Raw genomic sequence first — 20,010 nt, forward strand, 5'->3', positions numbered from 1 at the left:
AGCAGGGTCATATGCTTTCTTTTTATTATCCTTATATAAGAAGGGGATTTTTCACGATTAATGCTACGTGAATCTGATGTGCAGTAATTTCGGTTGTAACGCAGAAGTGGTTTCCGGGTCAGTAAGTGTTCCCCGGCAGCGACGAAAGATACGGTGCTTGCAGCGGAGCGGTGTCCATATAAGCTATTTAGGGCAGCAGCAACGCGCCAATGCTACCCACCAATCAACCCACTGGCGGGCAGCAACCGACACTAAGTTGGGAATAAGCCTCAGGCAGGCTCATTGCCGTTTTCACGGATCAGGGCCTGATACCAGTAGAAGCTATCTTTCTTGATTCGTGTCAGCGGGGTGGGATCGAACTCACCCCGATCAATATAAACAAAGCCGTAACGCTTCTTGAAGCCATCGCTTGAACTGAGCACATCAATAAAAGTCCAGGGATTGTAGGAAATTACCTCGGATCCGTCTTGAATTGCGAGGCGCATCTGCTCGATATGATCGCGAATATACGCGATACGGTACTCATCGTGCACCTGACCCTCCGCCGTTAGCTCATCACGGGTGCCTAACCCATTCTCTGTCACCATCAGCGGTAAGCGATAACGTTCATGCAGTTCGCGAAATGCCAGACGAAAACCGATGGGATCGATCTGCCAGCCATATTCGGTGGCTTTCAGGTAGGGGTTCTTTTCTCGTTGGTAGTAGCCGGGGAGTACGGAAGCCAAACGATCACCGGTTTCCTCTTTTATGCGCTCAATCTCCTGCGGCGTAATATCCACCGGGCAAGCGCTGGCGACGTTAGTACGGTAATAGTTGAAGGCGAGAAAGTCTGGTTTATGCTGGCGCATATAGTCGAAATCGCCGGCTTCCACCTGTGGATACCAGCCATGTTGTTGCAAAAATGCGCTGTAGTAACCGGGATAATCGCCGTAGCAATGCACATGCAACATGGCATGATTGCGCAGATCGTGGTTCTGTCGCGCAGCGAGAATATCTTCCGGACGCGGCGATGCCGGATATATGGGCACATAGGAAACCGCTGGGCCGATTTTTGCCTGTGGCAGCAGTTCATGACAGGCCTCGATCGCCTTGGCGGTTGCCAGGAACATATGGTGATTCATCTGGTAACGGCGACGATCCGCTTCTTGGGCATCCAGCCCCTGTAACCCCATCAGCACATCAACGGACAGCATCAGGTTCTGTTCATTGATGGTCAGCCAGTATTTCACCCGTTCACCGAAGGCACAGAACAGTGTTCGGGCATACTTTTCGAAATCGGCGATCGATTCGCGCGCCAGCCAACCGCCGTATTTCTTGTTCAGCCCTTCTGGGTAGTCAAAGTGATACAGGGTGACGATTGGCTCTATGTCATGACGGCGCAACTCATCAATCAACGCAAGGTAGAAATCAATGCCTGCTTGATTCGGTTCGGCTTCATCGCCGTTAGGGTAGATGCGTGTCCAGGCGATGGAGAAACGGTAGGAACGTAGACCCAGCTCCGACATCAACGCAATATCGTCTTTCCAGTGGGTGTAGTGACCGCTGGCGACTTTGGTATCCGCCTGCAAATGTGATTTCAGCAACGCGCGCGTGTCCGCAGTGGAAAGTCCCTTACTGTCGGACAGATAGCCCCCCTCGACCTGGAACGCAGAGGTTGCGGCCCCCCAGAGGAAGTCGGCCGGGAAGTCCGTTTTGATGTTATTCAGCATGCAATCACCTTGGAGTTTGAGTGGAAAACGTTCATGAATAGATATGTTCCTGTAGCGTTCGGCTTTTGGACGCCAGTGCTTCATAGAGCCGAACATTGTCTGGCTGTGGCATAAAACGCTGTATCGGCTGATGGCGTGCGATCTGGCGTTGAGCCTGGGCATAATCGCGATAATGTTGCAGCGTCACCGCCGCCGAAACCCAAGCGCCAGCCGCCGTGGCGTTACTGCTCATTGCGATGACCGGGAGGTTGTAAATATCCGCCTGAATCTGATTGAAGGTATCGAACTGCGTCACGCCGCCTGCGGTATAAATAGTGGTGATATTGCCGATACGCGGCGTCATACCAAGCAGGTGTTGATGCAGTTCGTGCGTAATTCCTTCCAGAATAGCGCGGGAAAAATCGCCCCGGGTGTGATGCAGAGTTATGTCATAGAAGAAGGCTTTCACGTTGCCTGCACTGGCGACTTTACCTTTGAAAAAGGGAGACAGCACCAGCTCGCTGCCGCCGGGTTCGGCGGCGTTTACTTCCTGATTGATGGCGCGATAATCGTTCTCTGACTTATAAAAGGTTCGGTTAAACCAGTCGTAGGCACAGATGGAGGAGAGAAGCGCTCCCTCGATGACAAATTTACCCGGTAGCGCCGCACGGTTGTAGATAAAACGGCTGTCGAGCGACGACGATCCCTGCTCATCGGTCATTCCCATCACATAGGCGCCGGTGCCTACGTTAACGATTACGCGTTCAGGAGTTAATTGCCCCATGCCGAGTGCGCAACATTGCTGGTCGCCGCCTGCGCTGATCACCGGAATGCCCGTGGGCAATCCTACTTGAACGGCAATCTCCGCCCGTAACGCGCCGACGACGCTACCCGGCAGCACCAACGCACATAGCTTGTCCTCCGTGACCTGAAACAGCGCCAGCAGTTCCGGATCCCAACGCTGGGTGCGCAAGTTGAACAGGTTGGTGCGCGACGCCAGGGAATAATCGGTACAGAATCTCCCAGTCAGACTGTGCAGCAGAAAATCATGGATGCCGATAAACTTGGCCGCTTGTTGATACCGCGTGGCATCTTGTTGCTTCAGCCAGAGGATTTTTGCGGCAGAAAACACCGGGGAAATTGGCAACCCGGCGATCTGATGCACTTGTTCCGAAACATCTGCTAACGTATCGCACAGTGCCTGAGTGCGGGTGTCTTGCCACATGATGGTGGGTGTCAGCGCATAGCCTTTGGCATCCACGGCGATAATCGAGGAACGCTGAGACGTTAACGACAATGCTTCCAGCGTCAGACTGTGCGCCGTGAGAAACTGTATTGCCGCACGCAGTAGCGCCATCAGGGCATCGTGCCAATGCTGCGCATCTTGTTCCACCCGTCCATCATCAAAGTAGCGTGGCGCCGTGCTGGCCGCGTGCTGGAACAACTGAGCGCCGCCTACATCGAACAGCACCAGCTTCATTTGCGTGGTGCCGGTGTCAATCACCGCGATCGTCATGGTTGCTATCTCCCTTTGCGGTTACGCCTGCGTGGCCTGAGCGCTCATGGTGCTGTCCAGGCGTTTAAAGAACGGGTAGTAGATCAGCGTATTGAGTACGATCAGAAACATCTGCAACAGCACGAACAACCAACTGCCTTGAATAAAGGCATTGGCAAATACCGGCATGCCGATCACGTTGAAGACGCCGATCATGCGCGGCAGTACGTCTGTGGCGATCAGAAAATAGGCGACGGTAACGTTCAGCGCGGGCGCCAACACGAACGGAATGGCCAACATCGGGTTAAGGACGATGGGAATACCGAAAATAATCGGCTCGTTGATACACAGGAAAGAGGTGGGCAACGCCATGCGTCCCAGCTTTTTCAGTCCTTCGCTTTTCGCTTTAAAGGCCATCAGCAGGTTGAGACCGAGGGTAGAGCCGCTACCGCCTAAACTGGCCCAGATCCCCCAGAAAGCATAACCGACGATGTGCGGCAACGGGTCGCCATTCTGGAATGCGGTCAGGTTTTCCAAATCCATAGCCAGATAGAGAGGCTTCCAGATGGTGCCAGTGACCATCGGGCCGTGGATGCCAAATACCCACAGTATGTGCGCTACCACGACAAAGGTGAGCATCCCGCTATAGGAGCCGGTGATGCCAAACAGTGGCTGCTGGATCAGAAAGTAGATATAGGCATGCAGGCTGCCTGCAGCGGTGAGTTTGAACAGCGCCGCGACAGTGGCGAAGACTGCCACGTTGATGGCGGCGGGGATCAAGCCATTAAAGGTTTCTGCTACCACCGGCGGAACGTTGTCGCCCATATGGATTGTGAGATTGCGCTCAACGACGAATGAGTAGATCTTGTTGACCAATAGCGCCACCATGATCGCAACAAAAAGTCCGCCAGCGCCTAGGTATTTGAACGGCATCACTTCTGCGCCATCCACCACCGACACCGGGCTAGTGATCATAAAGCACATGATGGCAATCGAGTCTGACCACCATTTCGTTGTGGCCGAGGGTTCCTGCCAATTTATAGGCGATAAAGAAACAGACATAGATCGACATTATTTTAAGCGTCACGCTGGCGGGCAAGGTAATTGCCTGCTGCAAACCGTAAGCCTTAATAAATGCCAGATAGCTATCAATCGGGAGATTAGCCAATAGTGTGGAAAACGCGCCAATAATAAATACCGGCAGCGCTGCCGTAAAACCATTGGATATCGACATCAGGTATTTGTTACTTTGCATGTGCGAAGCGGCAAATTGCAACCCCGACATGGTGTTTTGTAGGTTGGCCATCTATCTTTCCTTTATAATTATATCTACCGGATAGAAAATGCAGAGTGTAGGGCACACGGCAAGTTAAGGAAGGTGCGATTTAATCATTCATAGTTCTGTTCATGACTACAATGATTGCCGTTCATCCATCGTCTTCACTGATTTTGGTGGTTTTTTGCTCATTTGTGATACGATGACAGGGCGAAAAAATGGTTCCCATCGAATTAATCGCACCTTCCTTAACTCGCCTAGTCATCTGTATTTATTCACTACATTTCAATTATGAATAAGCGTTAATAACATCTTCAGTAGCTTGACTGATTTCCTTTGAAATAAAAAAACGGCAAAGGGTACATATTTCATCATCGCTGATGGATAACGAAAATAGCTGCTCAACTGGTATTAACTCATGACGAATCAGGAGGAACATCTCGTGATGCTGTTGGATATAACAGGCTTTATCGGGAAACAGGGTCTCGGTTGGCCCTTGCAGCAGTCTGTCGAGCAGGCAGGCCAGATGCATGGTCAGCCCGATTAACATATTGGTGGAGAGTGTCATGTGAAGAGCAGATGACATGCGCGTGTTAAACCCTTTGATGGCGTGCAAAGCATGCTCTGGTTTCAACTGTTGCAGGATTTGCGTCAGCGTTTCCGCCACCAACAGATAGGTCGATTCACGCTCAATCAGCAGGTTCACTGTCTCGACGCCGTCATAGTACAGCACGTCCGCCAGATCGAATTGCGTCAGCGTGGTGGAGACCGGGAATGGGCTGACCAGCGCCGCCAGCGTGTAACGTTGACTGAGGGTGTTGAGCTCCTGATTCAGACTGGCTGTCGCTTTCAAACCGCAGCGACACAATCTCGACCATGTGCATGCGGGCGGAAAGATGCTGCGATAGCTGCTGTTCCAGCACCTTGGCGGTGCCTTCCCCATTGGCACAGACCATCACGATCGCGATCTTTTTCTCTGATACCGGTCTGTGACGCGCGGGTGCCTGTTGGCGATCGCATGGCACTTCCTGCTCGATCAACTGGTTCACCATCAGAACGTTCTGGTAAACCTCCTGCAACGGCAGCCCGTTCATGGCGCTCTGGATCGCTTCGACAATATGCATGGTGCTGATCAACTGCAACGTGCGCGTTGTAACATCGCAATGTTCGGCGATGGTGTCGCCAAAGGTGGTGAGTGAACCCATGTCCACCAATAACAGCACTTCGGAGACGCTTTCACTGGTCTGAATGTGACGAATAACCCGCTCCAGCACCATTTGCGCTTTCTCATACAGCGGCACATTGAAACCGACTGCGTAGTTGACGCCCAGCAGTTCGTTGGCCGTTGCAACCATCGCACTGGCGGTCTCTACACCGTGCGCCACCACAATCACCTTCACATCGGTACGCCGTTGTTCCAGATCGCGTTCGCTGTAGACAAAAAACATCGCCAAAAAACCTGCTTCATCGATGGGCAGCGTAATCTCCATTACCCGTTCGATCATACGCAGGCAGTCCAGCGCGGCGTTAAACGCCTCGGGATAACCGGTACGAATGCGGTTGAGTTGAGGATTGATGATGCTCTTGTTGCGCCGCATCCTATCAAGCGCATTTTCGATGTGGGTCGCCAGACCGTAATAGACTTTGTTGTCCAGCGTGCGCTGTAGCTTACCTTCCGCATAGCGGATGAGCTCTTCCGTCAGACGCAGGACATCAGGAGTCACCAGATTTTCCAATCGGCGAGTATCGTATTTGCCCTGATAACGGCTAATGCGCGTCTGGAAGTAGTCGGCGATATCTTTTTCGATTTCTTCTTCCAGCGTGCTGCCTTCGATCCCCTGACTACGCAACTCCGACATGCGCAGATTGAGAATGTCGTAAATATCGTTAACGGCATCGTCTTCAAACAGCGGTGTTTTGCTGTCGCCGGAGAATATCACGCTCTTTTTGTTGATGCCGATAATGGTATTCCAGATCTGGCGATGCTCTAGGTGGGTATAGAGCGCTTGGCTGACGTGGCTGGGCAGGGTGCGACTGTTGATGGAAAAACTGGCTTTTTTCCCTGTCATATACTCGGCGTAAGCCCCGGCGCAGGCAAAGCGGATATCCGCCTTGAGTTGACCAACATTGTTCGGGCAGTCATAGCTTAACAACGCACGCAGTGCATTGACGGAAATGCCGATGCTCTCCTGCAAGTGTGCCGCTTCCTGATTGAAGAAAAACTGGATCAGCTCGAAACGTTCCTGAAAGGTGCGCTTTTTCAGGGCAGGTAAATGGATCACCATAGGGAAACGCCGGGTGAAGGCGCGTAACAAGCTGGAATCAGGCTCTTCTGTGGTCGCCGAGAAAATGCGCACACTGGCGGTACGCTCGACGTTGGTTTCCCCCAAACGACGGAAAATACCTTTGTCGATAAAGGTGAAGAAGATCTCCTGGCCTTCCGGCGGCAGGCGATGCACTTCATCGAGAAACAGTACGCCCTGATGGGCTTTCTCTAGCAAACCAATCTTGTTTTCATCCGCCCCGGTGTAGGCGCCTTTCTTGCATCCGAACAACTGTGCCAACAGCAATTGCGGGTTATTCGCGTAGTCGGCGCAGTTAAAAATGACGAACGGCGCTTGCGGCGTGAGTTTACCAATCGATTTGGCGTATTGATACATCAGTTCCGCGAACAGCGATTTACCGACACCGGTTTCCCCCAGAATCAGCATATTCATGCCGCTTGGCGGATAGAACACCGCCGCTTTGGCTTGTTCAATCGCCGGGAACAGACTGGCGTTACTGCCGATAAAGAGCGCGAATTCGCTTTGGTCTTGTTGTGCCCGCATCTCGGAGTTCACCGCCTGATACAGCACCGGTTTTCCTCTGTTTTTTATCGCTTTACCTTCCGATACCAGAATATTCAGATCATTGCTGACATTGGCTCTGGCGTACCCGAGTGCATCCGCCAATTGAGTGGCGGAAATACCTGACTCGGTGCTCAGCGCGGTTAATTTGTCATACACAATGTCGATCCGCATGCTCGGCTGCTCCTGCTATCATTAGATCGCCCAATATACCGGGTGGGATGTAACACGGCTAAAGTAAGCGTCAGTAATAATTACGGGCTCACAAATTACGGGCGAAATCCAGCACCTTGCCGCCATTCATCGAGCCATAGTCAACCGCATTGATCACCGCAATTTTTAAATCGGGATAGCGGCTTTTCATCGTCGCTTCGATAAAGCTGACTTGCGGGCCAATCAGTAATACATCTGTTTTATCTGCCACGATTTTAAAATTACTTTCCGAGGTGGCATTAATTTCAACATCGATCGCTTTTTTGACGGCTTCTTCACGCATTCTTTTCACCAGCATGCCGGTAGAAAAACCGCCCATACAAACCAGAGTGATATGCAACATGGAATTGTCCTCGCTGTCTTTTCGCTATGTCGGTAATGACGTTATCTATACCCGGTTCTCAACAATGTGCTTGTGCGGTAGAAAAGACCTGCACCTGTTTTTTCAGTTCAGCCATATGGTAGTAGCAATCCACTTGCTGACGGGCCAGATCTTTCACCGTAATGGCATTCATCAGGTGATCCTGCGCATGCACCATCAGTAACGTCACAGGATGGCGTGTACCGCGCGCTTCATCTTCAATCAGGTTGGTCTGTGCCTGATGTGCAATGCGCAGCGCTTCAGTGGCATCTTCCAGCAATCCCTGCGCTATGGAAAACTCCTGGTGTGCTGCGCACTCTATCGCTTTGATCGCATGACTTCTTGCCTGACCTGCGTTGACGATAATATTGATGACCAACTCCTCAAATTCGTTATCCGTCTGCTCGCTCATCACTACCTACTCCTTAAATGATGACAATCACTGCATTGATTTTCACTGATATGAGATAAGCAATAATGATGCCAATAAATAAAATGTGATTTTTTCAATTGTTTAGTTTTTTTTGTGGCGTCTGTATCGATCTGTTTTGCATCAGGTAAAACAGATGAGAAATAACCTCTGACGCTATAATGGGTCGTGACGCAGACTTAGGGAAGGTGCGATTAATTCGATGGGAACCATTTTTTCGCCCTGCCATCGTATCATAAATGAGCAAAAAACCACCAAAATCAGTGAAAACGATGGATGAGCGGCAATCATTGTAGTCATGAACAGAACTATGAATGATTAAATCGCACCTTCCTTAGTGTTGTTGTACTCTTTGCCCTTTGGATGATTGATGGCAAAGATTGATGTGGTTTGTCCCCGTTGCTCTGAAACTCAGGGGGGTATCCGGAACGGCCATTCCAGTTCAGGCGCGCAGCTCTATCGCTGTAAGCAGTGCCTGAAGACCTTTCAGCTCGACTACCGCTACAACGGGGCGAAACCCGAAACCCATCAAACTATTGTTGATATGGCGAGGAATGGCTCTGGATGCCGCGATACATCCAGAGTGCTGCGGATAAGTCTTAACACCGTTCTCCGTCATCTAAAAACTGGCACCGCATCAGGTAGCGTAAAACGTTGAGCCAGGCGCAGAAGTCATTATCTGCTGTGAAGCCGATGAACAGTGGTCATATGTCCGCTGTAAAGGCAATCAACGCTGGCTGTTTTCTGCCTGTGACCGCATCCGAAAGCGCGTCATCGCCCATGTATTTGGCCCACGAAATGCGCTGACATTAAAGCGTCTTCTGGTTTTGCTGAGCCAGTTTAGCATTGCCTTCTACATGACCGATGCCTGGCCGGTATACCGAACTTTATTGTCCTCAACAAGTCATGTTATCAGCAAGAAATACACCCAGCGGATAGAGCGACATAATCTGAACCTGCGGACACATCTTAAGCGGCTTACCCGCAAAACCATATGCTTCTCAAAGTCTGAAGAGATGCGCGACAAGATCATCGGCTGGTATCTGACAATCACCCACTACCACTCAATCTGCGTCACGGCCCAGAAATGCCTACATTGAGCGTCCCAATTAGGGAAGGTGCGATTAATTCGATGGGAACCATTTTTTCGCCCTGTCATCGTATCATAAATGAAAAAAAAAACGCCAAAATCAGTGAAAACGATGGATGAACGGCAATCATTGTAGTCATGAACAGAACTATGAATGATTAAATAGCACCTTCCCTAAGTGCCACGCTAAGTCGCCTGACGTATGTCAGGAAGAGGAGGCATGAGATGGGGTCAGACTGCCACCCTCTCCTGTGCCGGAATGCTTACATACCCGGATAACCGTCATTTTAGAGACCCCGGCAAGCCGGGCAGTTTCACGCAGGGATTTGCCATGCGTAATCCGCAGTGTACGGATGAGTTCGTGTTTCTGCATGTCGGCCACCCTGCCCCGGTACTTCCCCTCATCTTTTGCCTTGCTGATACCCTCGGCCTGACGGCGACGCCGGTCTTCATAATCCTTTCTGGCAATGGCGGCCAGCATATCAAGCATCATGCCGTTGACGGCTTTCAGCATGCTGCGGGTGAAATCATCGCTTACGGTGGTGGTCAGCGCCAGATGGCTGGTTGGCAGGTCCAGGCTGACAATGGCCAGCTGTTTGTCGGTAATCTGTTTGCGGAGTGTGTTCCAGCCAGCGTCATCAAGTCGGGAGAGCCGGTCGACCTGTTCGGTCAGAATGACATCACCGGGTTCGGCGTCTTCCAGAAGTCGCAACAGTTCAGGGCGGTTCATGGTGGTGCCTGAAATATTATCCACATACCAACCTGCGATACGGTGACCGTGCAGGTTAGCAAATGTCTTGAGCGCATTTTTTGCCCGCCATGAATCCTGTTCCGAAGTTGATGCGCGAAGGTAGCCAAAAATGAGCATTTTTCACCCTGATGGTCACGTATAGATGGTCATATGATTAATGGTATCACTAATGTGGTCACATTGGTATTTTTATGCATCGAAATGAGTGGTAACGCAGGGGTATACATAAATGTCATTTTTAAACAATGCTTTATTGGATGAGAAGGGCATTACAGTACAAGCATTCCCATAGTGTGCTGGGATACCTTTCACCACGTGAGTATTCTTCAGTATTCTTCAATAACTTAAGCCTTAGCTTGCGTCAGGATATATAAGGCTATATCTATATAAATTAAATCTTGACACTGTATGTATATACAGTATAACTAAATGGCTGCGCGAAATAGTGCTTCACTTTTTGGCAGCCCATGCAGTGCAAGCCATTAGGGCTGTTTCCTTTGCCTGACCATGCTACATCAGGCTTGAGATGTGTTGAGCATACGCAACATGCCACCCATCAGTAAATGGCAGGTGTAGTGGTATTAGGTGCAGCTATTTAGTGTTGAATCTTATATGAGAGAGGTGTGAAATGAGTGATATTTCTGATGACGAAAGTTTGCGTAATGACCTAGCCTCAAGCGAAGAGGGTCTTGGAGCATCCCTGGTGGCGTATCGAGCTATAACCTCCTATCTTGCCTTGTCACGTCTAAGAACATTGAGCGACAAAGGAGTCTCAACTGACTATCTCGGCAGAAACGTAGATGCAGACGCTGCTGTATGGAATGAGCGACTGGACGATAACGGTTTGCTGTTACCTGGCTCGCTATGTATAGGAAACAATTCAAGGGGAATACGCCGAAACGCCGTAGGTTTATCTGTGATGATGAACAAAGGAACTGGCGGATTTTCTCCGGAGGTATCTGGAGTTTCTAATTCACGTGGATTGCGTGGATATACTAATAGTGGGATAGATACCGTTGGTACATATATGGATGTTAGTTCATCGTCATATGAATCATGGGAAGATGTAGACTCTGCCACCTATACTAAAAACTCATGTGTTCCTGGTGCTATAGATACATGGAACAACATTATGGTTGGGGATGTTATTTTCACAAAGCACGATACAGTATGTATCGGTATAGTTACTGGTAAAAATACTGATGGTTCTATCTCTGTAGATGAGTGGGCTGATAGTTCTACTACTACGGTAGAACCAACTGATAGTGTTGGGTTTATTGTTAATAAAAAATCGAAACTATGGACGCAAAATAACAACTTATTCTTTCCTGTCGATGGACCTGCATCTAAAGGTGTTATTCAGGAGAATGGTGTAAGGAATAATAAAGTCGAAGACTCTGATGAAATTAATGGTGTTGATAATGTGGTTTTAGGTGGTAACTATGACTGCACTGCTGCATTTCTGTCACGAGGATCAAATAGCAAAGGCTGGAAAATAGGATTTATGGCACAGGGTAGCAAAAATGTTAACTTCTACTCGTATGCCGGGGTTTATGCGCCAAAAGCAGATTTCTATGCAGCTTCTGCTGCTGCTACAGGTCTAAGATTTCGAGGAAATAATACTTTCGCATCTATTGAATGGATGGGCGTAGGTGATCTTACAGATCATCAAGAATCTAACACAATTGCTCGAATTGGTCCCTCTGGTTACATAGAGAAGTGGCCGTTGAGATTATTGGTGTTAAGTGCAAGTGCAACAATTTCGGCCTCCAGGCCTAATTTGATTATCAACGCGGAAGAAATAACCATAACGCTACCAACGGTGAACAATATTAAAACTGGACATCACATAAAACTATTTATTGCATCAACAGGTAATATTTACTTGACCAGCCAGGATGGAGTTAAAGTTAACGGGTATAATACTTATACAATAACCTCTGATGCTAGAAATGTGCGAGAGATTGTTTTTGATGGGACATCCTGGCAGGTATTCTGATATACCCATGATACTTGGTATTATAGCGGCATGAACTTAGTGCCATATTAGGGGGTTGTTTGAGTACTACGATTCTTATACCTAACATTAGAGGTAGTTTATGAATGAGTATAGCACTAATGACAACGTTTTGACTGTCGTTTATGGAAACGAATTTGGGCCTTTTTTCACAGCCCAAGTAAGTATTTTAGATTATGCTGATGAGTCTGCTGCTAAAGAGGCTGCGCTTGTATTGGCCAAACAATATGAACTGGATTACAAAAATAAAACCATAAAGGACAGTTAAAACGTTAAAAGTGAACTCGGATTAGTGATTTAACTTCTCATGAAATTAGAGCAACTGTTTAACGTGCATTTTGAAGTATTAAAAATGCGATCTTTAATCAAGGAGGAATAAGATGCGTATAACTTAAGGAAGGTGCGATTAATTCGATGGGAACCATTTTTTCGCCCTGTCATCGTATCATAAGTGAGCAAAAAACCACCAAAATCAGTGAAAACGATGGATGAACGGCAATCATTGTAGTCATGAACAGAACTATGAATGATTAAATCGCACCTTCCCTAAGCAGATTTGTAATCTTTTAAGAGTTAATAGTCATTTCAGTCAAGTCCAGCAAACTAAGGTTTGCTGGACTTTTTCACTTTTCATAGTGGATCGATATTCGTACGGTGATCGATGGGCCATCACCATCGACCCGATATAAGGTCTTAATGTCAAAATCTGTAGTAAGCAAAAAACCGTGACATGCGTTATTTTCCATCCGTAAAGGATGTACAGTATTTCACGCGTGTACAAAAAACAAAACCCTTACATACGGTCATGTCTGACGACAGGTGTCCGTATACGATCGTATGCGGACATGATGGATTTGATTGTCATTGGTGATAATTAAAATTTAAGATTATTGTAATTGAGTGGCTTTTGTTGTGTGGCTGTAGGTCCGGGTCATGCCCCCTCACCTTCACGGATCATAAAAGCCGCGAATTCAGATAATAAGTGCAACGCTCGGTCATGTGGATGGAGGGACGGTTAGCTGCCGATAAGCTATCCTGCTCTTCCGACCAAAGATGAGCGAGTCACTATGAAATATCAGCAGCTAACCGAAGGGTTACGATACCAGATAGCCCTGTTGTGTGAAGATAAAGTGAGTCAGGCAGAGATTGCCCGCCGCTCAGGCGTCAGCAAATCAACGGTCTCGCGGGAACTGCTTCGCAATCCTTCTGTAGATGGCTACCAGCCAGCCGCGGCACAGAAGCTCAGTACCAGCCGCCGTAAAGCGGCCGGCAAACGCAGGATGCACGAGGATACGGTCTTCTTTGTTGAGGCTGCGCTAAACTGGCTGTGGAGTCCGGAACAGATCAGCGCCGTTGGCCGTATCATCGGCAGGCCGGTTAGTCACGAGTGGATTTACCAGCATGTTCAGGCTGATAAAGCCAGTGGCGGCGACCTATACAAGCTCCTCCGGCAGGGTAAACGCCGCTATCGCAAAGGCTATGGTAAAAAGCGAAGTCCGATACCTGACGCCGTATCCATCGAGCAGAGACCGGCCGTTGTTGATGCTCGTACCCGACTGGGGGACTGGGAAGCGGATCTGGTTCTGGGTAAACAAGGCACCGGAGCCATCGTGACGCTGGTCGAGCGTAAAAGCCGTATTTATCTGACGAAAAAGGTGTTTTCGAAAGATTCAGGCGAAGTGGCCACAGCCATTATCTCGATGCTGAGCGGCTACAAAGATGTCTGCCATACCATCACGTTCGACAATGGCGGGGAGTTTACTCAGCACAAAGAGATCGCAGCGGCCCTGGAAACGGAAACCTGCTTCGCTCACCCCTATGCTTCGTGGGAACGTGGGCTAAATGAGAATACCAATGGGCTGTTGAGGCAGTTTATCCCCAAAGGAACTGACCTGACAGCAGTGACGGATGATGAGCCTCCGCAAGTACCAGGGAGCACTGAACAGCAGGCCACGAAAATGCCTCGAATTCCGGCAGCCTTCAGTGGTCTTTGCAGAGTTAAGAAAGGCGGCTTAGCGTTGCACTTCGAACTTGAATCCGCCAGCAATCCCCCCCACTTTTAGATAAGCCAGGTATACGTAAATTCATTATGTCAGGCTGGAACATACCCAGTTCCGGGGAGTAACGGTTTGCTGATTTTGAAGTGATTTTGGGTCCTCTTTCACTAAGAGCCTTGTTTCCCCGAAACTTGCTGCGATTCACCCTGAACAGAAAGGCATCGGGATGGACAGAGTCAGTGGGCATGATGTAAGTTCAGTCGACTGGACGAAACTGAACAGCAGCAGACCATGGCCCACATCGTGCGCGTTTGAAACTGTGCTGGACGGTCCCCGGCACGTGTGTGTAACGCTGAACATAACCATTGTGCACGATGCCACAAACTGAGCTGTTATCGACACGACGGAGGACTCAATGGACATCCGGACCTACGACCATTTCATCTTCGAACTGCTCCATCCTCCCGGTGAGCTCGAGCTGTGCAGCCTGCGTGTGGGCGGGCACGACCTCGGTCCGTGGTTGCGCTTCACGCCGCCACAACCGGTGAGAGGGTTCGACGGGTATTATCGGACTGTTCAGGTTCGCAATTTCCCGCTGCGCCTGCAGTCGTCTCTTCTGGGCTGGCATGCCCGGCAGGTCTGGATTAACCCTCAGGATGCCTCCTGCCGACCGGGGAAATGGAAGCCAGTGAGGCCGGATGAAGGTTTCGACTTTTCTCGCCTGCCCCGTCCGGGCCTGTTCGCCGGTGGTCGTCCGCTGGCGGTGCTGGGGAACCCTCCTGACCCCGTCCGCGACGGCTGGTATGATATTGATTTCGACGCCGACGTACTGCACTGGAACGACTACGACGAAACGGATGTCCTGTTATGGGCTGAAACCGGCTACATCGAAATGGGCAAACACGGGAAGCAGAACAACACATCAGAGCGTCCTTCCCTGTATCTGAACTTCGGCGAGCGCAGCGGGCGACAAGAACGCATTGCGGCCCCGTTGTCGGCCGAGGCGCCGTTGTACATCTTCCTGTCGCAACATTTTGATATCACTCTGGCAGCCATAGAAGAAGTGCTTTCGTCCCGACGAAATTGCGCACGCACACTATGGACCTGCCTGCCAATGCTGGAGCTGGGACAACCTGCGCAACTGGACTCACGTGTCATGGCACGCGACCTTCAGACGTGGTTATTGTCCACCCGGGGCGAACCGCTCCGGATGGGGGCGTTTCAGATAACCGGGGCAATGGTGTATTGTAATGAGGAGCCGTTCGGGAGGTTCCCATCGCGCTCCATTGGATTCAGGTTTTCAGGCATCAACGGGAAGCCGGACAAGCCGGACGTTGTTGCCGCATTCGAACATGCCCGGCTGGCTTCGGGTGAACCCGAATTTGAGCTTCGGCCGGACTGGTCCACGTTCTTTGAGTGGCATGGCCATGACCTCGATATACACCTGAATTTTGAAACCGGCGGACATGGCCATGGAAGCATCGGCCTGTCGACCCTGGCCTACCAGAACTGGCTGCATGCCTGTTTCCCTGACCCCGGGGCTTCGCGACCCACGCAGTTACTGACCCCGGACTTCATAGTCAGCTATATGAATTACTCGCCTAATGATGCACAGCGTGTTTTCCCGCGCCCGGATTCACACAACGACGACCGTCGCGTCACTTTCTGGCGTGATGGTACCTGGCAGGGATTTAGCGAAGGCCCCTGGAGTGTGCGCTGGCAGGCGGGAGAAATTGCCGAGTTCAAAGTCCTGGTGGAAGATGAGATGAGGGATCGCGGCGGCCCCTATGATTATCTGGCCATCGTCCTTACCGACGGCAGCCGATTTGGGATCCGCTCAGGAAGCGGTACCATTGATGCCGGGTGCATCAGCAACTTCCTGAGCCAGTGATACGTCGTCCCATATTGTGGAATAATTTTAGCAACATTAACGGACTCTACCCTGTTCAAGTATCGCCGCGATGACAGTCCGGGATAAGGGATAAAAAAGGTGTAAGCGCCCCATAATGAACGTGGCGTAAGGATTATTTTACGGAGGATAGGTTCCAGGGCAGCAGCTCATGTACCCGGTTTGAAGGCCAGTCGTTGATCTTGCTTATCACCTCGCACAACCAACCTTCCGGCTCCACACCGTTCAGTTTGCAGGTGCCAAGCAGGCTGTAGATGATGGCTGCTGCCTCACCCCCGTTGTCAGAGCCGAAGAACAGGTAGTTCTTTCTGCCAACCGCCACCGCGCGCAGCGCGTTTTCTCCGATGTTATTGTCGATTTCCACCTGACCGTTACGGCAGTACTCATTCAGGGCGTGCCACTGTTTCAGTATGTACGCGAACGCCTTCGCCGTCTCCGCGTGAACCGACAGCGTCGTCATTTGCGCCTCTATCCACTCGTGCAGCGATGTCATCAGCGGAACCGACCGTGCTTTTCTTATCTGCAGCCGTTTCCCGGCCGGGCTGCCGCGTATTTCCGCCTCGATGGCATACAACGCACCTATACGGTTCAGCGCTTCATTCGTCATTTCTGTCGGGCGTCGAACATGCTCATCGTGGATTTTCCTTCTGGCATGCGCCATGCACGCTGCTTCTCTGATGTGGCCGGGCAGTGTGGTAAGCTGGTCTTTTCTGAACTGACTGAAATGGCGCATGAAAAAATCCACTCCGATGCCGCATGACGCGGCCTTCAGGGCCTTCCTGACAAACCCCGACACCGCCCGGGACTTTATCGCCATTCACCTCCCGGCAGAGCTGCGCGCCGTCTGCGACCTCAGCACCCTGAAACTCGAATCCGGCAGCTTTGTCGAGGAGAGCCTGCGGGCCTATTACAGCGATGTCCTCTGGAGCCTGAAGACCACCGCCGGCGACGGCTACATTCATGTGCTGATTGAGCACCAGAGTTCGCCGGACAAACACATGGCCTTCCGCCTGCTGCGCTATGCCGTGGCCGCCATGCAGCGCCATCTGGATGCGGGGCATAAAAAGCTGCCGCTGGTCATTCCGGTGCTGTTCTACACCGGGAAGCGCAGCCCGTACCCGTACTCCACCCGCTGGCTGGATGAGTTTGACGACCCGGCACTGGCCGGACAAGCTGTATGCCGGCCCCTTTCCGCTGGTTGACGTCACCGTCATTCCGGACGACGACATCATGACCCACCGCAGCATGGCGGCCCTGACGCTGCTGCAGAAGCATATCCATCAGCGCGACCTTGCCGGCCTGCTCGACCGGCTGGCCACCGTTCTGCTGACCGGACATCTCACGGGACAGCAGCTGATATCGCTGATAAACTATCTGGTACAGGCCGGCGAGACCGACGACGCCGAAGCCTTTGTACGTCAACTGGCACAGCGGGTGCCGCAGCACGGGGACACACTGATGACAATTGCACAGCAGCTTGAGCAGAAGGGCATCGAGAAGGGCCTTGAACGCGGCCGTCAGGAAGGCATTCAGCTGGGCGAGCAGCGCGGTATCGAAAAAGGCAAACGCGAGGGTGAGCGCGAGGCAGCGTTGAAAATCGCCCGCACGATGCTGGATAACGGTCTGGACCGCAGCACGGTGATGAAAATGACCGGCCTGTCGGAAGACGACCTGTCGCAGCTGCGCCACTGAGTGTTTTAGTCCTGACCTTTTTCCTGCCCGGCGGTCAGCCGGTACTGCCGGGGCAGGGCGTCATTTTCTGCCACCGCCTGCCAGCCGCAGGAACTCAGCAGCGCCACCATACCCTCGACACTGCCGGTGATGCGCGCCATCAGCGGCCCGGTCTGGTTACCGTCCTCGTCAAAGGCCGCGTCCAGATTCGTGCACAACAGATACACCCCGTTCACCGCCTCACTCAGGGGCAGGGCATGACGGCCGGACCACTCGCGGTCACTGAGCACCCGGTACTGCCACTGCATCTCCTTCGCCGTCTCCACCGCATACGTCAGACGGAACAGGTCATTCTGCTCCGTGAGTTCGCTGCTACAGGCGCGCCAGAAATAATCCAGCTTCCCGGGCAGGTTCGCCCGCACGCCGTACAGCCGTCCCTGCTTCAGCAGCCATTCGATATCCGGGGTGACGTCGCGGGAAAAGCGCCGCTGCTTCAGGGCGGTGGCCAGCCAGCGGGTGAGAAACAGGTTTTCCTGCGCCGGCGAGGTCAGGGTGCCGTCCCGCCGGGCGAAACCCAGCGCGACGAGGGCGCACCATGCCAGATGGCCGGTTTTTTCAGTCTGAGTCACGGTGAAACGCATTCTCCAGTATATTTACCGGGTATTACCCGACAACTACAACGCCGCCAGAATGTCCCCGGCCTGTATCCAGAGGACGGAGTTGCCGGCATACGGAAGGAAATTGCGGGTTGCGTGCGGAAAGCGTCTTTCCAGACTGGCGCCCGCATCCGGTGAATGGACATCACTGTGGTCAAAAGCCCCGTACCACAGCGATACCGGACAGTCCACCTCTTCCGGCCGCACGGGCCACTCCCCCCAGGCGTTGACTAAATCCCGCGCATAGCTTTCAGCACCCTGCATAAAACCTTCCTGCAGACATTGTCGGTAAGCCGCACTGAACACCGCTTCGGTGTAAAATGACGCATCCTGCTCAGAACTGGTGTTAATAATGAAGCCCCACAGCCAGTCCGCCGTGGCCTGAGCCGCAATCATTCGCTCAAATTCAGCGGCGTCATGATGAAGTTTATCCAGAACACACTTCACATCAGCGGACAGAAGCTGATACGTTTCAGGATAGCTGAACTGGTCCTGCCCGGCCACAAGCGCCAGCGATTTCACCTCACAGACCCCGGTAAGGGCAAGAGCGAAAGGTGTGCCCATCGAAAAACCAACAACATGGCATGCCTGAATTCTTTCATGCGCTAACAGCTCAGCCACATCCCCTGCCCAGCTGGTCAGGGTCTTGTCCCTGTGAATGCTGGAGCTACCGGAGCCGGGCCGGTGGGGAGCTATCAGGCGAATTCCCAGACGCTCCAGATGGTCATATCCGAACCCCAGCGAACCGCTCATCCCGGCCCCGGTACAAAAAATCACAGGCACTCCGTCATCCGGACCCCATTCGCACCAGCCCAGAGTTCTGCCGTCCTTCAGCGTAATTTCTTTCATTATCCTTTTGACCTGTATCATGATTTATGCCGGAGATGATAAAAGGGCATGTCACGTTTTATTATTCACTGAAAAACAGCCCTTCCTTTCAGGATTGCGGGGATTTCGGCGTAAACCGGGCGCGGATGGCGGCCATTTTGCGCCGGGAATGCTGCTCCTCGGAGGCGGTGACCGTCCCGGCGGGCTCGCCGCTGAGGTCCACGCGGGCTGTCCCTTCGGTGACCGTGCGCAGGTACGCCAGCCGGCTGACCACAAAGCGCACCGCCTGCTGCCATTCCTCCTCGCTGAGCCCGACCTGCGGGTTAGCGGCAATCCATGCGCGGACGTCCGCGCTGATACCGGTTTTCAGGGGGCGGAACTGCCCGTTTCTGAATTCCGGCCACAGCAGCGGAAACAGGGCGGCGACCTGACGGACCAGCCCCCACCGGCGGTAAGTCCGGCGCTGCTTTTTGCTGAGCCCGGGTTTTGCGGTGTCAGGCGCGGTGACCACCGGGTCAGCGGATGATGTTTTTTCCGGCATACAGCCCTCATGCTGGACAGGGGTAAACAGCCTTAATTATACCTTATCCTGATGATATACAACAGGAAATATCCCTGTTTTTCATGCGCAACCGCGCATAAAAGGCGGCACTGCTCAGTTAAGGACAGCTCTGGTGTCAGTCCGCCGCAGCCCGGCGTCAGCCGGCCCGGGATGAAAGGTTTCCCCGATACTTCCCTTCGCCCTGACCAGCCAGACCCGCCTAAAACCGCACAGAAGCCAC

General features: G+C 51.8%; 16 protein-coding genes and 3 pseudogenes. 6 read left to right on the forward strand and 13 right to left on the reverse strand.

Going from position 1 to position 20,010, the window contains the following annotated elements:
• Positions 1 to 269: 269 nt before the first annotated feature.
• The 8 genes from ABOC21_RS29465 to ABOC21_RS29500 form a co-directional block, all read right to left on the reverse strand.
• Positions 270 to 1,697: a glycoside hydrolase family 1 protein gene (locus ABOC21_RS29465; protein ID WP_426815865.1), complete on the reverse strand. Its 1,428-nt coding sequence runs from the start codon at positions 1,695 to 1,697 to the stop codon at positions 270 to 272.
• A gap of 43 nt (positions 1,698 to 1,740) precedes the next feature.
• Entirely contained in the window at positions 1,741 to 3,204 is a 1,464-nt protein-coding gene (locus tag ABOC21_RS29470) for an FGGY-family carbohydrate kinase (protein ID WP_426815637.1), read from the reverse strand.
• Between the two features lie 21 nt (positions 3,205 to 3,225).
• The gene (locus ABOC21_RS29475; RefSeq protein ID WP_426815638.1) at positions 3,226 to 4,158 is read right to left on the reverse strand and encodes a PTS sugar transporter subunit IIC; all 933 of its coding nucleotides are present in this window, start codon (positions 4,156 to 4,158) and stop codon (positions 3,226 to 3,228) included.
• Entirely contained in the window at positions 4,148 to 4,489 is a 342-nt protein-coding gene (locus ABOC21_RS29480) for a hypothetical protein (protein ID WP_426815639.1), read from the reverse strand. The genes ABOC21_RS29475 and ABOC21_RS29480 overlap by 11 nt, the downstream gene beginning before the upstream one ends.
• 259 nt (positions 4,490 to 4,748) lie before the next feature.
• A complete protein-coding gene (locus tag ABOC21_RS29485) occupies positions 4,749 to 5,165 on the reverse strand; it encodes a PRD domain-containing protein (RefSeq protein ID WP_426815640.1) in 417 nt (138 codons plus the stop codon).
• 13 nt (positions 5,166 to 5,178) lie between these two features.
• The gene (locus ABOC21_RS29490; RefSeq protein ID WP_426815641.1) at positions 5,179 to 7,479 is read right to left on the reverse strand and encodes a sigma-54-dependent transcriptional regulator; all 2,301 of its coding nucleotides are present in this window, start codon (positions 7,477 to 7,479) and stop codon (positions 5,179 to 5,181) included.
• A gap of 88 nt (positions 7,480 to 7,567) precedes the next feature.
• Positions 7,568 to 7,861, reverse strand: coding sequence for a PTS sugar transporter subunit IIB (locus ABOC21_RS29495; RefSeq protein ID WP_426815642.1), 294 nt, complete (start codon positions 7,859 to 7,861; stop codon positions 7,568 to 7,570).
• Positions 7,862 to 7,919: 58 nt separating this feature from the next.
• Positions 7,920 to 8,291, reverse strand: a complete 372-nt coding sequence (locus ABOC21_RS29500; RefSeq protein WP_426815643.1) for a PTS lactose/cellobiose transporter subunit IIA — start codon at positions 8,289 to 8,291, stop codon at positions 7,920 to 7,922.
• 388 nt (positions 8,292 to 8,679) lie between these two features.
• On the opposite strand from ABOC21_RS29500, the gene ABOC21_RS29505 reads away from it, so the two are divergent.
• A protein-coding gene (locus ABOC21_RS29505; RefSeq protein ID WP_426815644.1) for an IS1 family transposase occupies positions 8,680 to 9,409 on the forward strand; the annotation gives its coding sequence in 2 pieces (ribosomal slippage) (positions 8,680 to 8,960 and positions 8,959 to 9,409; 732 coding nt in all).
• A gap of 195 nt (positions 9,410 to 9,604) precedes the next feature.
• Here ABOC21_RS29505 and ABOC21_RS29510 read toward each other — a convergent pair.
• Positions 9,605 to 10,267, reverse strand: a complete 663-nt coding sequence (locus ABOC21_RS29510) for a recombinase family protein (protein WP_426815645.1) — start codon at positions 10,265 to 10,267, stop codon at positions 9,605 to 9,607.
• A 511-nt stretch (positions 10,268 to 10,778) separates the two neighbouring features.
• Here ABOC21_RS29510 and ABOC21_RS29515 point away from each other — a divergent pair.
• The 4 genes and pseudogenes from ABOC21_RS29515 to ABOC21_RS29530 all read left to right on the forward strand — a co-directional run bounded on the left by ABOC21_RS29515 (position 10,779) and on the right by ABOC21_RS29530 (position 16,055).
• Positions 10,779 to 12,149, forward strand: a complete 1,371-nt coding sequence (locus tag ABOC21_RS29515) for a hypothetical protein (protein WP_426815646.1) — start codon at positions 10,779 to 10,781, stop codon at positions 12,147 to 12,149.
• Between the two features lie 100 nt (positions 12,150 to 12,249).
• Positions 12,250 to 12,435, forward strand: coding sequence for a hypothetical protein (locus ABOC21_RS29520; protein WP_426815647.1), 186 nt, complete (start codon positions 12,250 to 12,252; stop codon positions 12,433 to 12,435).
• Positions 12,436 to 13,234: 799 nt separating this feature from the next.
• A pseudogene (locus ABOC21_RS29525) lies at positions 13,235 to 14,183 on the forward strand (IS30 family transposase).
• Between the two features lie 396 nt (positions 14,184 to 14,579).
• Positions 14,580 to 16,055 (forward strand): hypothetical protein, encoded by a 1,476-nt coding sequence (locus ABOC21_RS29530; protein WP_426815648.1) that lies wholly within the window; start codon positions 14,580 to 14,582, stop codon positions 16,053 to 16,055.
• Between the two features lie 133 nt (positions 16,056 to 16,188).
• Here the strand turns inward: ABOC21_RS29530 and tnpC are convergent.
• Positions 16,189 to 16,758 (reverse strand): annotated as a pseudogene (tnpC, locus tag ABOC21_RS29535) (IS66 family transposase); the annotation flags it as partial.
• 46 nt (positions 16,759 to 16,804) lie between these two features.
• Between tnpC and ABOC21_RS29540 the strand changes: the two are divergent.
• A pseudogene (locus tag ABOC21_RS29540) lies at positions 16,805 to 17,765 on the forward strand (Rpn family recombination-promoting nuclease/putative transposase).
• 5 nt (positions 17,766 to 17,770) lie between these two features.
• On the opposite strand, the gene ABOC21_RS29545 reads toward ABOC21_RS29540, so the two are convergent.
• The 3 genes from ABOC21_RS29545 to ABOC21_RS29555 all read right to left on the reverse strand — a co-directional run bounded on the left by ABOC21_RS29545 (position 17,771) and on the right by ABOC21_RS29555 (position 19,769).
• The gene (locus tag ABOC21_RS29545) at positions 17,771 to 18,373 is read right to left on the reverse strand and encodes a DUF2913 family protein (protein WP_426815649.1); all 603 of its coding nucleotides are present in this window, start codon (positions 18,371 to 18,373) and stop codon (positions 17,771 to 17,773) included.
• Positions 18,374 to 18,418: 45 nt separating this feature from the next.
• The gene (locus tag ABOC21_RS29550; RefSeq protein ID WP_426815650.1) at positions 18,419 to 19,249 is read right to left on the reverse strand and encodes an alpha/beta fold hydrolase; all 831 of its coding nucleotides are present in this window, start codon (positions 19,247 to 19,249) and stop codon (positions 18,419 to 18,421) included.
• A gap of 88 nt (positions 19,250 to 19,337) precedes the next feature.
• Positions 19,338 to 19,769, reverse strand: a complete 432-nt coding sequence (locus ABOC21_RS29555) for a ProQ/FINO family protein (protein WP_426815651.1) — start codon at positions 19,767 to 19,769, stop codon at positions 19,338 to 19,340.
• Between the last annotated feature and the right edge of the window lie 241 nt (positions 19,770 to 20,010).

It is taken from the genome of Klebsiella sp. WOUb02, from assembly GCF_050058015.1.
Classification (GTDB): domain Bacteria; phylum Pseudomonadota; class Gammaproteobacteria; order Enterobacterales; family Enterobacteriaceae; genus Klebsiella.

What these genes read in the sequence shown, in the direction of transcription:
- ABOC21_RS29470 (WP_426815637.1), bottom strand. Translation starts at nt 3,204, where the DNA reads ATGACGATCGCGGTGATTGACACCGGCACCACGCAAATGAAGCTGGTG.
- ABOC21_RS29475 (WP_426815638.1), bottom strand. Translation starts at nt 4,158, where the DNA reads ATGATCACTAGCCCGGTGTCGGTGGTGGATGGCGCAGAAGTGATGCCG.
- ABOC21_RS29480 (WP_426815639.1), bottom strand. Translation starts at nt 4,489, where the DNA reads ATGGCCAACCTACAAAACACCATGTCGGGGTTGCAATTTGCCGCTTCG.
- ABOC21_RS29490 (WP_426815641.1), bottom strand. Translation starts at nt 7,479, where the DNA reads ATGCGGATCGACATTGTGTATGACAAATTAACCGCGCTGAGCACCGAG.
- ABOC21_RS29495 (WP_426815642.1), bottom strand. Translation starts at nt 7,861, where the DNA reads ATGTTGCATATCACTCTGGTTTGTATGGGCGGTTTTTCTACCGGCATG.
- ABOC21_RS29500 (WP_426815643.1), bottom strand. Translation starts at nt 8,291, where the DNA reads ATGAGCGAGCAGACGGATAACGAATTTGAGGAGTTGGTCATCAATATT.
- ABOC21_RS29510 (WP_426815645.1), bottom strand. Translation starts at nt 10,267, where the DNA reads ATGCTCATTTTTGGCTACCTTCGCGCATCAACTTCGGAACAGGATTCA.
- ABOC21_RS29515 (WP_426815646.1), top strand. Translation starts at nt 10,779, where the DNA reads ATGAGTGATATTTCTGATGACGAAAGTTTGCGTAATGACCTAGCCTCA.
- ABOC21_RS29520 (WP_426815647.1), top strand. Translation starts at nt 12,250, where the DNA reads ATGAATGAGTATAGCACTAATGACAACGTTTTGACTGTCGTTTATGGA.
- ABOC21_RS29530 (WP_426815648.1), top strand. Translation starts at nt 14,580, where the DNA reads ATGGACATCCGGACCTACGACCATTTCATCTTCGAACTGCTCCATCCT.
- ABOC21_RS29550 (WP_426815650.1), bottom strand. Translation starts at nt 19,249, where the DNA reads ATGAAAGAAATTACGCTGAAGGACGGCAGAACTCTGGGCTGGTGCGAA.
- ABOC21_RS29555 (WP_426815651.1), bottom strand. Translation starts at nt 19,769, where the DNA reads ATGCCGGAAAAAACATCATCCGCTGACCCGGTGGTCACCGCGCCTGAC.